The 14,766-nt window shown below is 72.7% G+C and carries 14 protein-coding genes; 6 read left to right on the plus strand and 8 right to left on the minus strand.

Annotated features, from left to right (window positions below):
* Positions 1–8 precede the first annotated feature (8 nt).
* From ACR807_RS05835 to ACR807_RS05845, 3 genes are all read right to left on the minus strand, one after another.
* Positions 9–998, minus strand: coding sequence for a TAXI family TRAP transporter solute-binding subunit (locus ACR807_RS05835; protein ID WP_438920165.1), 990 nt, complete (start codon positions 996–998; stop codon positions 9–11).
* Positions 991–2,994 carry a TRAP transporter permease gene (locus tag ACR807_RS05840; protein WP_438920166.1) on the minus strand — a complete coding sequence of 668 codons (2,004 nt, stop codon included), beginning with the start codon at positions 2,992–2,994 and terminating at the stop codon, positions 991–993. Before ACR807_RS05840 ends, ACR807_RS05835 begins: the two co-directional genes overlap by 8 nt.
* A 98-nt stretch (positions 2,995–3,092) precedes the next feature.
* The gene (locus tag ACR807_RS05845; protein ID WP_438920167.1) at positions 3,093–3,353 is read right to left on the minus strand and encodes a UBP-type zinc finger domain-containing protein; all 261 of its coding nucleotides are present in this window, start codon (positions 3,351–3,353) and stop codon (positions 3,093–3,095) included.
* Between the two features lie 28 nt (positions 3,354–3,381).
* On the opposite strand from ACR807_RS05845, the gene ACR807_RS05850 reads away from it, so the two are divergent.
* Positions 3,382–4,935 (plus strand): Na+/H+ antiporter, encoded by a 1,554-nt coding sequence (locus tag ACR807_RS05850; RefSeq protein WP_438920168.1) that lies wholly within the window; start codon positions 3,382–3,384, stop codon positions 4,933–4,935.
* 117 nt (positions 4,936–5,052) lie between these two features.
* On the plus strand, positions 5,053–6,159 hold the full coding sequence (locus tag ACR807_RS05855; protein WP_438920169.1) for a glycerophosphodiester phosphodiesterase: 1,107 nt from the start codon (positions 5,053–5,055) through the stop codon (positions 6,157–6,159).
* Between the two features lie 87 nt (positions 6,160–6,246).
* On the opposite strand, the gene ACR807_RS05860 is transcribed toward ACR807_RS05855, so the two are convergent.
* On the minus strand, positions 6,247–7,404 hold the full coding sequence (locus ACR807_RS05860) for an LLM class flavin-dependent oxidoreductase (protein WP_438920170.1): 1,158 nt from the start codon (positions 7,402–7,404) through the stop codon (positions 6,247–6,249).
* A gap of 180 nt (positions 7,405–7,584) precedes the next feature.
* Positions 7,585–8,871, minus strand: coding sequence for an adenylosuccinate synthase (locus tag ACR807_RS05865; protein ID WP_438920171.1), 1,287 nt, complete (start codon positions 8,869–8,871; stop codon positions 7,585–7,587).
* Between the two features lie 73 nt (positions 8,872–8,944).
* On the opposite strand from ACR807_RS05865, the gene ACR807_RS05870 reads away from it, so the two are divergent.
* From ACR807_RS05870 to ACR807_RS05880, 3 genes are all read left to right on the plus strand, one after another.
* Complete coding sequence (locus tag ACR807_RS05870; protein WP_438920172.1) at positions 8,945–9,622, plus strand: hypothetical protein; 678 nt, start codon at positions 8,945–8,947, stop codon at positions 9,620–9,622.
* Positions 9,623–9,730: 108 nt separating this feature from the next.
* Positions 9,731–10,372, plus strand: coding sequence for an HNH endonuclease family protein (locus tag ACR807_RS05875; RefSeq protein WP_438920173.1), 642 nt, complete (start codon positions 9,731–9,733; stop codon positions 10,370–10,372).
* A 70-nt stretch (positions 10,373–10,442) separates the two neighbouring features.
* Positions 10,443–10,646 carry a hypothetical protein gene (locus ACR807_RS05880; protein WP_438920174.1) on the plus strand — a complete coding sequence of 68 codons (204 nt, stop codon included), beginning with the start codon at positions 10,443–10,445 and terminating at the stop codon, positions 10,644–10,646.
* A gap of 75 nt (positions 10,647–10,721) precedes the next feature.
* Here ACR807_RS05880 and ACR807_RS05885 read toward each other — a convergent pair whose 3' ends face one another.
* Positions 10,722–11,804 carry an FUSC family protein gene (locus tag ACR807_RS05885; RefSeq protein WP_438920175.1) on the minus strand — a complete coding sequence of 361 codons (1,083 nt, stop codon included), beginning with the start codon at positions 11,802–11,804 and terminating at the stop codon, positions 10,722–10,724.
* A gap of 4 nt (positions 11,805–11,808) precedes the next feature.
* Positions 11,809–12,219 (minus strand): DUF3151 domain-containing protein, encoded by a 411-nt coding sequence (locus ACR807_RS05890; RefSeq protein WP_438920176.1) that lies wholly within the window; start codon positions 12,217–12,219, stop codon positions 11,809–11,811.
* Between the two features lie 289 nt (positions 12,220–12,508).
* On the opposite strand from ACR807_RS05890, the gene ACR807_RS05895 reads away from it, so the two are divergent.
* Positions 12,509–13,627: a hypothetical protein gene (locus tag ACR807_RS05895; RefSeq protein WP_438920177.1), complete on the plus strand. Its 1,119-nt coding sequence runs from the start codon at positions 12,509–12,511 to the stop codon at positions 13,625–13,627.
* A 71-nt stretch (positions 13,628–13,698) separates the two neighbouring features.
* Here ACR807_RS05895 and fbaA read toward each other — a convergent pair whose 3' ends face one another.
* A complete protein-coding gene (gene fbaA, locus ACR807_RS05900; RefSeq protein ID WP_438920178.1) occupies positions 13,699–14,733 on the minus strand; it encodes a class II fructose-bisphosphate aldolase in 1,035 nt (344 codons plus the stop codon).
* Between the last annotated feature and the right edge of the window lie 33 nt (positions 14,734–14,766).

The following is a 14,766-nucleotide window of genomic DNA, read 5'->3' on the forward strand; positions in this document are numbered from 1 at the left end:
CCGGTGGCTCACCCTCCCAGTGCGTCCAGCGAGCCGGGGTGCAGCGGCACCGGGCCGGTCTCGCGGGCGTCGTCCCGCGAGATGCCCTTGGCCGCCGGGTGCACGGCCTCCAGGTCGCCCTTCTTGTCGAAGAGGAGCTTCGTCACGGCGCACGCGTCGCCCACCGGGAAGTCCTCCCGGACGAGCAGCACGTTGGGCACCACGACGGTCGGCACGTCGGCCGGCTGCCCGTAGGCGGCGGCCGGGACGACGCCCCGGTCGTAGACCTCGTTGACCTCCTTGAGGGCGTCGAGCTGCGGCGTCGTGTCGAGGAACCGCACGTCGTCGCCCAGCGACGTGGTCAGGTCGGTGATCTGCGCGGTGGGCAGGCCGCCGGACCAGACGAGGCCGTCGAGGCTGCCGTCCTTCATGCCGTCGGCGGTCTTGGCGAGGTCGAGGCGCTGCGCCTGCACGTCGGTGTCGATGTCGAGCCCGGCGGCCTTGAGCAGCCGGGTCGCGATGACCTCGGTGCCGGACTTGGGCGAGCCGGTGGAGATGCGCTTGCCGCGCATGTCGGCGATCGAGGAGATGCCGGAGTCGGCGCGCACCAGCACCTGGGTGTGGTTGGGGTAGAGCCTGGTCAGCGCCTGGACCTTCTGCGGCTTCCCCTCGAACGAGCCCTTGCCCGCGACGGCGTCGGCGGCGGTGTCGGCGAGCGAGAACGCCACGTCGTAGTCGCCCGAGACGAGCTGCTGGATGTTCTGCACGGACGCGCCGGTCTCCGCGGCGGTGGCCTTGAGCTTGGTGTTGTCGCTGATCAGCTTGGCCAGGCCGCCGCCGACGACGTAGTACACGCCGCCGGAGTTGCCGGTGGCGATGGTGATGCGGCCGTCGCCCGCCTCGCAGGCGGCGGCGTCGGAGCCCGACGACGCGTCGGGGGTCCGCTTGCCGCCGCACCCGGCGGCGACGAGCCCGATCGAGAGCACGCCGGCGACGGTCTTGAACGCCCAGCTACGCATGCTGTTCCTTCTTCCTCAGGACGAGGTGCACCGCGACCGCGGCGGCGAGGAAGCCCAGGCCGACGGCGATGGTGACCGGTTGCAGGTAGAGCAGGGCGACGGCGGCGGGCGCGCACAGGGCGCGTTCGGGCCACCGCGCGGGGCCGAGCAGCCAGCCGCCGGTGAGCACGGCCAGGGCGGCCACTCCCAGGGCGGACACGGCGAACACCCAGAGCGCGTCGAGGGGCGTGGTCCGCAGCAGCAGCCCGGCGCCGTGCTCGGTGAGCACGAACGCGAGCGGCACGAGGAACGCGGGCAGCGTGTACTTCCACGTCCGCCACATCGTCTTCATGACGTCGCCGCCGGTGATGGCGGCGGCGGCGACGGCGGCGAGCGCGGTCGGCGGCGTCACCTCGGACAGCACCGCGTAGTAGAAGATGAACATGGCCGCTTCCTCGGGGGCCACGCCCAGCTCGGTCAGCGCGGGCCCGATGACGACCCAGGCGATGATGAACGACGCCGTCACCGGCACCGCGAGCCCGAGCACGCTCACCGCGACCGCCGCGAGCACGGCGGTGATCGCCAGCACCGCGGTGGGGTTCGTCGAGATCGCGCCCGCGATGTCGACCAGCGTGGACGCCAGCACCTGGCCGAGGCCGGTCTTGGTGATGGTGGACGTGATCACGCCGGCCGCCGCGCACACGGCGATCACCGGCAGCGCGGACCGCACGCCGGTGGACAGCGCGTCGGCCAGGTCGAGCAGCCAGCCGCGCACGTCGCCGCGCCGGGCGAGCAGCGCGAACGCGGCGGCCACGCCGGTGGCGTAGACGACGGCCGAGTAGACCGGGATGTCGAGCGCGAGGAACAGCACGATCACGCCGAGCGACAGGAAGTGGTGGCCGCCGCGCTTGAGCAGCGCCCACGGGCGGGGCGCGTCGACCTCCACCGGCTTCGCGCCGAACTTGCGGGCGTCGACCTCGACGGCGAGCGCGATGCCCAGGTAGTACAGCAGCGTCGGCAGGATCGCCCACACCAGCACCTGCAGGTACGAGGTCTCCAGGTACTCGGCGATGATGAACGCCGCCGCGCCGAGGGTGGGCGGGGACAGGATCGCGCCGATGCCGGACGCGGCGAGCAGGCCGCCCGCGTTCTCCCGGGGGTAGCCGGCCTCGCGCAGCATCGGCCACGTCACCGCGCCGAGCGACACGGTGGTGGCGGTGCCCGAGCCGGACACGGTGCCGAGCAGGAACCCGGCGGTGGCGGTGGTGCGGCCGGGCGCGGTGCGCGACCCGCGGAACGCGGAGAAGCTGATGTCGACGAAGAACGCGCCCGCGCCGGAGGCGTTGAGCACCGCGCCGTAGACGGTGAACAGCACGATGTAGGTGGCGGCGACGTCGAGCGGGGTGCCGTAGAACCCGGTGGCGTCGTTGTAGAAGCCGTTGATGACCTGCCCGAAGTCCACGCCCGCGTGGGCGACGTCCCACGCTTGCGGCAGGTACCCGCCGTAGTAGGCGTACGCGATGAACGCCAGGCACACGACCGGCAGCACCCACCCGGTGGTGCGCCGGCACGCCTCCAGGACCAGGACCAGCAGCAGCGTCCCGGCGACCACGTCGAGGTCGGTGAGCTGCCCCTGCCGGTCGAGGAACGCGTCGAAGCCCCCGAACAGGGGGTACGCGCCGACCGCGAACGCCGCGGCGGCGAACGCCCAGTCGAGCGGGCCGGGGTCGTCGCCGACCGCGCCGCCGCGCCGACCGCGCGGGCGGTAGCAGAGGAAGACGAGCGGCAGCGTGACCGCCAGGAAGACGACCAGGTAGTACTGGCCGCCCTCGGCGAACGGCCAGAACACCTGCTTGAGCACGAGCAGCGCGACGGCGAACCCCGCCACCCGCACGCCCAGGTCCCACCGCCGGGACAGGGCGCGCGACGGGCGCTCCTCGTCGTGCTCGGCGATGAGCCGGTCTACCTCTGCCGTGCCGGTGGCGGCGTCGGGCCCCGGCTGCTGCGTCGTGGACACGCGCACCCCTTCGTGTCGCGCCTGGTGGAGCGCCCACGAAGCTATCCGTGACACCGGTCACAGCCATAGGCCGACCGTCTAAAGGGACTGTAAAGCCGTCACACGATGCGGTTGTCCACGTAGCACCAGCGCCAGTCCTCGCCCGGTTCGAACGAGCGCACCACGGGGTGGTGCGCGCCGCGGAAGTGCGCCGTCGCGTGCTGGCGGGGGCTGGAGTCGCAGCACGCCACGTGCCCGCAGCTCAGGCAGATCCTCAGGTGGGCCCAGTTGTGCTCGCCCGCGGCCAGGCAGTCCGCGCACCCCTCGGGGTTGTCGGGCGAGACCTCGGTGGGCAGTTCCGTCGTGTGGGGGCAGGTCATACCCGCCATCATCACGCAAGATTGCGCCATGCACGGACCCGAACTGCTCCTGTTGCTCGTCGGCGCGCTGCTGGTGACCGCGGCCGCCAAGCGGCTCGGCTGGTCGGCGCCGCTGGTCCTGGTCGGCGTCGGCCTGGCGGTGTCGTTCATCCCGGGCCTGCCGGCGTTCGCCCTGGAACCCGAGCTCGTCCTGGTGCTGGTGCTCCCGCCGCTGCTGTACTCGGCGGCGCTGGACAGCTCGTACCACAACATCCGCGCCAACCTGCGGCCGATCGGGCTGCTCGCGGTGGGCCTGGTGCTGGCCACCACGGTCGCCGTCGGCGTCGTGGCGCACCTGGCGCTGCCGGAGCTGCCGCTGTGGTCGGCGCTCGTGCTGGGCGCGGTGGTGGCCCCGCCGGACGCGGTGGCCGCGGTGGCGGTCGGGCGCCGGCTGAACCTGCCGCGCCGCACCATGACGCTGCTGACCGGCGAGAGCCTGATCAACGACGCGACCGCGCTGACCGCGTACAAGGTGGCCGTCGCGGCGGCGGCCGGGGCCACCGCGACGTGGGCGTCGGGCACCGGCACGTTCCTGGTCAGCGCGGGCGGCGGGGTGGTCGTCGGGCTGGTGGTCGGCGTGGCCGTGCGGTGGGTGCGCGACCGGCTGGACGACGGCGTGCTGGAGAGCGCGCTGGGCATGCTGGTGCCGTTCGGCGCGTACATCCTCGCCGAGGAGCTGCACTCGTCGGGGGTGCTCGCGGTCGTCGTGGCGGGCCTCTACATCGGGCACTACGCGCCGCGCAGCTCGTACTACACGCGCCTCCAGGACACCGCGGTGTGGCGGTCGGTGGACGTGCTGCTGGAGTCGTTCGTGTTCGCCCTGATCGGGTTGCAGCTCAAGACGGTCGTCGCGGCCGTGGACGTCACGTCCGCGCTGCTGTGGGGCGCGGCGGCGGTGCTGGCGGCGACGGTGCTGGTGCGGTTCGCCTGGATGTACCCGGCCGCGTACCTCCCCCGGCTGCTGTCGCGGCGGGTCCGCGAGCGCGAGCCGGCGCCGGGGTGGCGGGGCGTCACGGTGATCTCGTGGGCCGGGATGCGGGGCGTGGTGTCGCTGGCCGCCGCGGCGGCGCTGCCGCTGGACCTGCCGGGGCGCGACGTGATCGTGTTCTGCGCGTTCGTGGTCACGGTGGGGACGCTGCTGGCGCAGGGCACGACGCTGCCGTTCGTCATCCGCAAGCTGGGCCACCGGGGCGACGAGGCGCGGGCCGACGCGCTGGCCGAGGCGCAGGTGCAGCACGCGGCGGCGCAGGCGGCGGTGGCGCGGCTCGACGAGGTGGTGGAGGACGACGACCGCACGCCGGGGCACGTCGTGGAGCGGCTGCGGATCATGGCCGAGCACCGGGGCAACGCGGCGTGGGAGCGGCTCGGGCGGCAGGACGACGAGTCGCCCGCCGCGTCCTACCGGCGGCTGCGGCGGACCATGCTCGACGCCGAGCGCCAGGTGTTCGTCGAGGCCCGGGACGAGGGCCGGATCGACGACGAGGTGCTGTTCCGCGTGCTGCGCGAACTGGACCTGGAGGAGGCCGCCATCTCCCGCGAGTGACGGCGGGCGCCCGAGGCGTTCACCGTGACGTGGTCCCGGGTTCGCCCTACGGTGACCCGGACGTCGCGGTGCGCGACGAGGCTGCCGCGCGTCTGGATTCTCTACGGGAGGTCGGCGATGGTGCGGACGAGGATCGTCGGGGCGGCGCTCGCGGCGCTGGTGGTGGCCGGGGCGGTGGCGGTCCTGCCCGGTGGCTCCGCCAGCGGCGACGACCGCGCGCAGGTGGCGCGCAAGGGCCCGCTGGTGGTCGGCCACCGGGGTGCGTCGGGGTACCGCCCGGAGCACACGCTGGCGTCGTACGAGCTGGCCGCGCGGATGGGCGCGGACTACGTGGAACCGGACCTGGTCGTCACCAAGGACGGGAAGCTCGTCGCGCGGCACGAGAACGAGATCGGCGGCACCACCGACGTGGCCGCGCACCCGGAGTTCGCCGCGCGCAAGACCACCAAGGTCATCGACGGCACGTCGATCACCGGCTGGTTCACCGAGGACTTCACGCTCGCCGAGCTGAAGACGCTGCGCGCCGTCGAGCGCATCCCGGACACCCGGCCGCGCAACGCGCTCTACAACGGCCGGTTCGAGGTCCCCACCCTGGAGGAGGTCGTCGAGCTGACCCGGCGGCTGTCGCGCGAGCTGGGCCGCGACATCGGCCTCTACGCGGAGACCAAGCACCCGACGTACTTCCAGGAGATCGGCCTGCCCCTGGAGCCGCGCCTGGTCGACGTGCTCAACCGCAAGGGCCTCAACCGGCACGGCGCCGAGGTGTACGTGCAGTCGTTCGAGGTGGCGAACCTCAAGGCGCTCAAGCGGCAGCTCCGGGTGCCGCTCGTGCAGCTGGTCAGCGGCTCGGGCGCGCCGTACGACTTCGTCAAGGCCGGTGACAAGCGCACCTACAGCGACCTCGTGACGCCGGAGGGGCTGCGCGAGATCCGCACCTACGCGTCGGGCGTCGGCGCGGAGAAGAGCCGCATCATCCCGCGCGACGCCAACGGCAACCTGACGACGCCGACGACCCTCGTGCGCGACGCCCACGCGCGCGGCCTGGTCGTGCACGCCTGGACGTTCCGCAACGAGAACGCGTTCCTGCCGGCGAACCTCCGCACCTCCGCCGACCCGGCCGCCTACGGGCGCGCGTTCGACGAGTACACGGCGTTCTACGCCACCGGCCTGGACGGCGTGTTCGCCGACAACCCGGACACCGCCGTGGAAGCCCGCAACGGCTGACCGCCGTGCGACGGAGGGCCGTGCGACGGAGGGCCCCGGCACACCGCCGGGGCCCTCCCGCGCGCTCAGGCGGGGGTCACCCGGTGATCAGGACCCCCCGAGGGACAGGGTGTCACGGGGCACCGACAGGGCGGCGGCGTCGCCGGGCCGGGCGAGCAGGCCGCGCGCGGCCAGGAGGGGGCGGACGCCCTCGCCGAACCAGTACGCCTCCTCCAGGTGCGGGTAGCCGGAGAGCACGAACTCGTCCACGCCCAGCGCGTGGTACTCCTCGACCAGGTCCGCCACCTCCTCGTGGCTGCCCACCAGGGCGGTGCCCGCGCCGCCGCGCACCAGGCCGATGCCGGCCCACAGGCCGGGGTGGACCTCCAGGCCCCGCACGCCCCTCGACAGGTCGCCGCCGTGCAGGGCGACCATGCGCTGCTGCCCCACGGACTGCGAGGTGCGCAGCTGCTCCTGGGCCCGCGCCACCTGGGCCGGGTCGAGGGCCTCCAGCAGCTTCTCCGCCTCCCGCCACGCCTCGGCGGACGTGTCGCGGCTGATGGTGTGCAGCCTGATGCCGAACCGGATCGGGCGGTCGCCCGCCAGGTCGCGGACGCGGCCGATCTTCTCCGCCACCTGCGCCGGGGGTTCGCCCCACGTCAGGTACACGTCGGCGCGGCGGGCCGCGACCGGCAGGGCGGCGTCCGACGAACCGCCGAAGTAGATCGGCGGCACGGGGTCGGGCGCGCCCAGCACCGTGCCGCCCTCGATCCGGTAGTGGGCGCCCTCGAAGTGCACCGGCGTCCCGGACCACGCGGCGCGCACGACGTGCAGGAACTCGTCGGTGCGGGCGTAGCGCTGGTCGTGGTCGAGCCAGTCGCCGAACCGGCGCTGCTCGACCTCGTCGCCGCCGGTCACCACGTTGAGCAGCAGCCTGCCCCGGGAGATCCGCTGGTAGGTCGCGGCCATCTGGGCGGCCAGGGTGGGCGAGAGGACGCCCGGCCGGAAGGCGACCAGGAACTTCAGCGTGGACGTGCGGGCGATCAGCGCGGCGGTGGTGAGCCACGCGTCCTCGCACCACGTGCCGGTGGGCGTCAGCACGCCCTCGAAGCCGTTGCGCTCGGCCGCCTGAGCCACCTCGGCCAGGTAGTCGATGTCGGGGTCGCGCTGGGCGGCGGCCCCGAGGGAGCGGTTGGCGTGGAAGCGCTCGACGACCGTGCGCCCGTCGCCGGACGTGGGCAGGAACCAGTGCAGTACGACGCTCATGACCGCTCCCCTGGAACGTGCAGCCGTCGGGTTCGCCGCGCCGGGCAGCTCCGACGTCGTCCACTCGGCGGACCTGAGTTTTCGTCGTGCCCCGAGGGGAAGTCAACGCGTCCCGGATCGTGAAAATGCCTCCGACCCCGATTGCTTCGGGGTCGGAGGCACTGGTCCGAGGGGAGAGGGCTAGATGATCTCGTGGCGCACGATGGTCTGGTCGCGGCCGGGGCCGACGCCGATCGCGGACATCCGGGCGCCGGAGATCTCCTCCAGGTGCTCGACGTACGCGCGGGCGTTGGCGGGCAGCTCCTCGAACGTGCGGCAGGCGCTGATGTCCTCGAACCAGCCCGGCAGCTCCTCGTACACCGGCACGGCGTGGTGCACGTCGGTCTGCGTCATGGGCATGTCGTCGACGCGCTCGCCGTCGACCGTGTAGCCGACGCACACCGGCACCTTCTCCAGGCCGGACAGCACGTCCAGCTTGGTGAGGAAGTAGTCGGTGATGCCGTTGACCCGCGCCGCGTAGCGGGCGATCACGGCGTCGAACCAGCCGGTGCGCCGCGAGCGGCCCGTGGTGACGCCGAACTCGCCGCCGGTCTTGCGCAGGTGCTCGCCCATGTCGTCGTTCAGCTCGGTCGGGAACGGGCCGGAGCCGACGCGCGTGGTGTACGCCTTGAGGATGCCGATGACCGTGGTGATCCGGGTCGGCCCGATGCCCGAGCCCGCCGAGGCGCCGCCGGACGTCGGGTTGGACGAGGTCACGAACGGGTAGGTGCCGTGGTCGACGTCCAGCAGGGTGCCCTGCGAGCCCTCCAGCAGCACGGTCTCGCCGCGCTCCAGCGCCTGGTTGAGCAGCAGGCGGGTGTCGGCGATGCGGTTCGCGAACTTCGAGCCGTGCTCCAGCACGTTGTCCACGATCTCGTCGGCGTCGAGCGCCTTGCGGTTGTAGACCTTGACCAGCACCTGGTTCTTGAAGTCCAGGGCGGCTTCCACCTTCTGCCGCAGGATCTTCTCGTCGAGCAGGTCCTGGACGCGCACGCCGACGCGGGCGATCTTGTCCTGGTAGCAGGGGCCGATGCCGCGGCCGGTGGTGCCGATCTTGGCCTTGCCCAGGTAGCGCTCGGTGACCTTATCGATGGCCACGTGGTAGGGCATGATCAGGTGCGCGTCGGCGGAGATGATCAGCTTGCTGGTGTCCACGCCCTGCTCGTCCAGGCCGGCCAGCTCCTCCAGCAGCACGCCGGGGTCGACCACGACGCCGTTGCCGATGACGCTCGTCACGCCGGGCGTGAGGATGCCGGAGGGGATCAGGTGCAGGGCGAACTTCTGCCCGTCGGGCAGCACGACGGTGTGCCCGGCGTTGTTGCCGCCCTGGTAGCGGACGACCCACTGCACGCGGTCACCGAGCAGGTCCGTTGCCTTGCCCTTGCCCTCATCGCCCCACTGGGCACCGATCAGCACGACGGCCGGCATGTGAAACTCCAAGCGGTAGGACGGATGGTTACAGGGCAAGAGCGAATGCCGGTGCTTGAGGGTAGACCAGGAGATGAACGTGCGCGGAATCGTGCTGGCCTGCGGAAACTCGCAGTCGCCACTGATCACTGACGGTGACCGGTTGGAGGTCCGCCGGACGGCCGCACGCCCCGGGAAGGCCGAGGTGGACCCGGTCGTCGCCGGTCTGGGTGACGCGCGTCTCGTCGTGCACGGCACGGACGCCGACCTCAACGCGGTGGTGCTGCGCCTGCTGCGCACCGAGCGGCTGGCGGAGACGCCCGTCGGGTACGTGCCTTCGGACCCCGCTTCGGAGGTCGCGAAGCTGTGGGGCCTGCCGACCGACCCGGGCCGGGCGCTCGACCTCGCCCTGTCCGGCGACCCCGACCGGGTGTCCCTCGTGCGCAACGACGTCGGCGGCGTGCTCGTCGGCCTCGGCTCGCTCGGCCCGGTCCGCGGCGTCGGCTACGGCGACGACACGGTGGTGCTGCGCGGGCAGGCGAGCCGGATCGAGGTGACCCCGGACCCGGACGGCGGCCTCGGGCTCCTCGTCCGGGTGATCCACAAGCGGCTGCTCACCCGGAAGGTGAGGACGACGGCCGCGCGGGCGTTCCAGCTCGGGTGCCTGCCCGTGCAGGTGGACTCCGACGGGGTGGCGCACCCGCGGCCCATGGGCAAGTGGACGTGGTACCGCCACACGGAAGACCTGCGGCTCGTCCGCGGGGTGCACTGACGGAGAAATTTTCTCGTCGGTCATTCGAGTGTCACGCGAAAGCGTTGTACCGGCCGAAAAATTGCCCCAGGGTGATTCCGACAGCTTCCAACTAGGAAGGTCGGAATTATGTCAACGGTCAACAAAGCCGCGCGATTCTCGATCTCCTCCCTGCTCCTGGCTGGTGCGCTGGCCCTGAGCCTGGTCACCCCCGCCCAGGCGACGCCCCCGAACATCCCGAGCACCAGCACCGCCCTGGCGGAGCTGGCCGCGCTCGCGGTGGCGGCCGAGGGGTCCTCCACGGGCTACTCGCGGGACAAGTTCCCGCACTGGACCACCGTCTCGGGCGCCTGCAACACCCGGGAGCAGGTGCTCAAGCGCGACGGCACGAACGTGGTCACCGACTCCGCGTGCGCCGCCACCTCCGGCCGCTGGTACAGCCCGTACGACGGCGCGACCTGGAGCGCGGCGTCCGACGTGGACATCGACCACGTCGTGCCGCTCGCCGAGGCGTGGCGCTCCGGCGCGTCGTCGTGGACCACGACCAGGCGGCAGTCGTTCGCGAACGACCTGGGCGGCCCGCAGCTCATCGCCGTCACGGACAACGTCAACCAGGCCAAGGGCGACCAGGACCCGGCCCTGTGGAAGCCGCCGCTGGGCTCGTACTGGTGCACCTACGCCAAGATGTGGACGCGATCCAAGTACAAGTGGGGTTTGACGGTGAACCCGGCGGAGAAGTCTGCGTTGCAGGCCATGCTCGGCGGGTGTTGATTGTCGATTCTGGGAGCTGATCCGGGTGGCCGAACGCTCGTCCCCTTTCGTGGCCGGTCCCGGTGGCGTGATGACCGACGAGGTCGGCGTCGTCACCGGTGACCTCGAACTGCGCACCACGCTGGAGCGCGGCGCGCTGCGCGCCGAGGTCCGCTACGAGGGCGCGGAGGAGTGGTACGCGATCACCGGCGCGTCGTGCCGCCTCGCGGACCCGCGCGACCACGACGCCGTGCACGCCGTCCTGCTCGGCGTGCTCAACCGGCCGGAGGGGTAGTCACCCGGGAGGGTCGGCCCTGGGAGGGTCGGCCCCGGGAGGTCGACCCCAGAGGGGCGCCGCCCCCGACCCGCGTCAGCCCTTGCGGGTCAGGGGCGGCAGCGCCTCCACGGCCTCCGCCCGGGACAGCCCGGTGGCCTGGAGCAGGTCCACCGCGACCGACCGGACCTGGGCCAGCACCACCCTGGTGGAGAAGCCCTCGCCGCCCAGCACGTGCGTCGTCGCCGCGGCGGCCCCGCACACCGCCGCGCGGGCCCCCACCGGCTCGTCACCGCGCTCCAGCTCGTTCCGCAGCACGTCGACCGCGTCCGCGTACCGCCGCAGCACGTCGGGCAGCACGTCGGGCACGCGCTCGCCGTCGCGCAGGGCCGCCAGCGCCCGCCGGGCCAGCACGCGCGTGTTGCGCAGCGCGTAGTCCACCGGCGCCGCGGCCGTCTCGTACCGGCCCAGCTCGTGCCGCCGCCGCCACCGGATCGGCGCGATGGTGGCGATCTCGCCGCCGGTCTTCAGCGCGGACGTGAACTCGTCCACCGCGTCCTGGCTGTCCCGCAGCCGCGCCAGCACGCCGGCCGCCCGCACGGCGTCCCGTTCGGACACCGACGCCGCGACGCCGCGCAGCGCGGTCGTCAGCTCGCCGAGCACCACCTTCGCCTGCCGGTGCGCCACGGTCAGCGGGTTCGCGGGCAGCAGCGCCGTCACGGCGAGCCCGACGAGCCCGCCCACCAGCGCGTCGACCATCCGGTCGAGCCCGCCGCCCGCGCTGGGCGGCAGCAGCGTGGCCACCAGCACGGCCGACGACCCGGCCTGGAGCGCGATGACCGCGCCGCCGTCGAGCAGCACGGCCGACGACATCGCCAGCGCCACGACCAGCGCGATCTGCCACGTGCCGGAACCGATGAGCGAGATCAGCACGTCGCCGACGCCCACGCCCACCGACACGCCCACGACGAGCTCGACGACCCGCCGCAGCCGCTGCCCCAGCGAGACGCCGAGGCAGACGACGGCGGCGATCGGCGCGAAGAACGGGTGCGCGTGACCGACGACCTCGGTGGCGACCAGCCAGGACAGCCCGGCGGCGAGCGCGGCCTGCGCGATCGGCAGGGCCGTGCTCCGCCACCGCTTCAGCCTGCGCGCCACCTCGTCGCGCACGGCACCCACGCCGTCAGCCCAGGCCGAGGGCGGCGGGCGCCGCGGGGTCGCTGTCGGCGAGGAACCCCCGGCAGCGCTCGTGCTCTTCGGCCTCGCCGATCTCGTCGGCGGCGCGGGCCAGCGCGGCGAGCGCGCGCAGGAAGCCGTGGTTGGGGCGGTGCGACCACGGGATCGGGCCGTGGCCCTTCCAGCCGGCGCGGCGCAGCTGGTCGAGGCCGCGGTGGTAGCCGGTGCGGGCGTAGGCGTACGCGGCGACCGGGTCGCCGGTCTGCAACGCGCGTTCGGCGAGCAGCGCCCACGCCTCGCTGAAGTCGGGGTACGCGCGGACGATCTTGGCCGGGTCGGTGCCGGCCTCGGCGGCGGCCTGCGCCTCCGGCCGGTCGGGCAGCAGCGTGGGGGCGGGACCACCGAGCAGGTTCTCCATGCGGTCAGGATAGGAACACCCGGGCGACCGCAGCGACCAGTGCCAGCACCAGCGCGGTCACGACGATCCCGGCGACGACCCTCTTGCCCATCACGACGCTCCACGACTCTCAGCGGACTCTCAGCCGGGGCACTTTCCCGCACCCGGCCGAACAGAGCAACGTCGCTCACCTGTTAGGGTCAATTGTCGAGGAAAAGGCCAGCTCACATTCACCCCTAGGGGAAACACCAGCATGAAACCGGGGGAGAGCACCCTTCCGGCGACACCGGCCCGGACGCATCATGAGCGGGTGAAAACGGGGGTCATCGAGCGCGGCAGGCAGTTCCGCGACCAGTACTGGGAGCGCGGCGAACCCGGCCGCGACACCCCGCCGCGGCTGGCCGCGGGTCTCTACCACCTGTGGTTGGCGGGCCTGCTGCTCAAGCTGCTCGGCTCCACGTGGGACGTGGCGTGGCACTTCAAGTGGCTGCGCGACGAACTCGCCCCGCCCCACATGCTGAACACGTTGGGCACGGTGATCGTCGTCGCGCTCACCCTGTTCCACACCTACACCGGCTACGGCGCCGACCGCACGGCGCTGCGCCTGATGCAGTGGGGCACCGGCGTCTTCCTCGTCGCGCTGCCCATCGACCTGATCAACCACCGGGTCAACGGCCTGGACATCACGTCGTGGAGCGGCTCGCACGCCCTGCTCTACCTGGGCACCGCGATCATGCTCGCCGGGGCGGTCCGCGGCTGGCTGCGGCTCTACCCGGCCACCCGGTGGCGCGTGCCCGGCCTCGCCGCGCTGTGGTTCTTCTTCCTGGAGAACGCCTGGTTCCCCAACCAGCACCAGGAGTACGGCGTCCTGGAGATCGCCTCGTGGGACCGCGGCGACCCGTACGCCGAGCCGATCCTGCTCCAGTTCGCCGCCGACCAGATCGGCCGCCCGGTGGACCGCGAGTCGATCGTCCAGTTCTCGCTGCCCATCCCGGACTGGGTCTACCCGGTGTGGGGCCTGGTGGCCGCCGCGCTGGTGCTGCTCGTCGCCCGCCGCACGCTCGGCGGACGCTGGTCCGCGACCGCCGTGGCCGCGGGCTACGTCGCCTACCGCTGCCTGGTCTGGCCGCTGCTGGCCGGCGCCGACTTCCCGCTGTCCGCCGTGCCGCTGTTCCTGGTCCTCGTCGGCCTCGCGGTCGACGCCGCCCACCTCGGCCGGGTGCCCGCGCCGGTGTCCGCCGTCCTCGGCGCCGCCGCCGTGACGGGCCTGGGCTACGGCGGCATCTGGCTCCAGCAGTCCTTCGACGCGGCCCCGCCGATCCTCTACCCCTCGGCCGTCGCGACGTTCGCGCTGCTCGCGGTGCTCTGGGTGGTCGCGGACCGCCTCACGACGAGGACCACCGCCCGGGAACCGCTCGTCACGGCCTGACCGACCCCGGACGCGGGACGGCCCCCTCCACACCGCGCGGAGGGGGCCGTCCCGGTTGTCGTGCGGGTGCGTCAGCCGGCGATCATGCGGCCGGAGGACTTCAGGTGCTCGCACGCCTGGGCGATGCGGGCGGCCATGCCCTGCTCGGCGGCCTTGAGGTAGGAGCGCGGGTCGTACGCCTTCTTGTTGCCGACCTCGCCGTCCACCTTGAGCACGCCGTCGTAGTTCTGGAAGAAGTGACCCACGATCGGCCGGGTGAACGCGTACTGCGTGTCCGTGTCGATGTTCATCTTGATGACGCCGTAGGTCAGCGCCTCGTGGATCTCCTCCAGCAGCGAGCCGGAGCCGCCGTGGAAGACCAGGTCGAACGGCTTGGAGCCGGCCGCCAGGCCCAGCTTCTCGGCCACCACGTCCTGGCCCTGCTTGAGGATCTCCGGGCGCAGCTTCACGTTGCCCGGCTTGTAGACGCCGTGCACGTTGCCGAAGGTCGCCGCCACCAGGTAGCGGCCCTTCTCGCCGGCACCGAGGGCGTCCACCGTCTTCAGGTAGTCCTCGGGCGTGGTGTAGAGCTTCTCGTTGATCTCGTGCGCGACGCCGTCCTCCTCGCCGCCGACGACGCCCACCTCGATCTCGAGGATGATCTTCGCCTTGGCGGTGAGGTCGAGCAGCTCGGCGGCGATCTTCAGGTTCTCGTCCAGCGGCACGGCCGAGCCGTCCCACATGTGCGACTGGAACAGGGGGTTGAGGCCCTTGTCCACGCGCTCCTGGCTGATCGCGACGAGCGGGCGGACGTAGCCGTCCAGCTTGTCCTTGGGGCAGTGGTCGGTGTGCAGCGCGATGTTCACCGGGTACTTCTCGGCGACGACGTGCGCGAACTCCGCCAGCGCGACCGCGCCGGTCACCATGTCCTTGACCTTGGTGCCCGAGGCGAACTCGGCACCACCGGTCGAGACCTGGATGATCCCGTCGCTCTCGGCCTCCGCGAAGCCGCGCAGCGCCGCGTTGAGGGTCTCGGACGAGGTGACGTTGATCGCGGGGTAGGCGAACTCGTTCGCCTTCGCGCGGTCGAGCATCTCGGCGTAGACCTCGGGGGTTGCGATGGGCATCGGTGGGTCCTCCTCGGGTGCCCGGAACGCGGT

This window comes from Saccharothrix sabaoui (assembly GCF_051756985.1).
Lineage (GTDB): Bacteria > Actinomycetota > Actinomycetes > Mycobacteriales > Pseudonocardiaceae > Actinosynnema.

Bases quoted from the DNA above. Each gene is read 5' to 3' on its own strand.
- ACR807_RS05860 (WP_438920170.1), bottom strand. From the start codon at position 7,404: ATGAGCGTCGTACTGCACTGGTTCCTGCCCACGTCCGGCGACGGGCGC.
- ACR807_RS05865 (WP_438920171.1), bottom strand. From the start codon at position 8,871: ATGCCGGCCGTCGTGCTGATCGGTGCCCAGTGGGGCGATGAGGGCAAG.
- ACR807_RS05880 (WP_438920174.1), top strand. From the start codon at position 10,443: ATGACCGACGAGGTCGGCGTCGTCACCGGTGACCTCGAACTGCGCACC.
- ACR807_RS05855 (WP_438920169.1), top strand. From the start codon at position 5,053: ATGGTGCGGACGAGGATCGTCGGGGCGGCGCTCGCGGCGCTGGTGGTG.
- ACR807_RS05875 (WP_438920173.1), top strand. From the start codon at position 9,731: ATGTCAACGGTCAACAAAGCCGCGCGATTCTCGATCTCCTCCCTGCTC.
- fbaA (WP_438920178.1), bottom strand. From the start codon at position 14,733: ATGCCCATCGCAACCCCCGAGGTCTACGCCGAGATGCTCGACCGCGCG.
- ACR807_RS05890 (WP_438920176.1), bottom strand. From the start codon at position 12,219: ATGGAGAACCTGCTCGGTGGTCCCGCCCCCACGCTGCTGCCCGACCGG.
- ACR807_RS05870 (WP_438920172.1), top strand. From the start codon at position 8,945: ATGAACGTGCGCGGAATCGTGCTGGCCTGCGGAAACTCGCAGTCGCCA.
- ACR807_RS05845 (WP_438920167.1), bottom strand. From the start codon at position 3,353: ATGACCTGCCCCCACACGACGGAACTGCCCACCGAGGTCTCGCCCGAC.
- ACR807_RS05835 (WP_438920165.1), bottom strand. From the start codon at position 998: ATGCGTAGCTGGGCGTTCAAGACCGTCGCCGGCGTGCTCTCGATCGGG.
- ACR807_RS05850 (WP_438920168.1), top strand. From the start codon at position 3,382: ATGCACGGACCCGAACTGCTCCTGTTGCTCGTCGGCGCGCTGCTGGTG.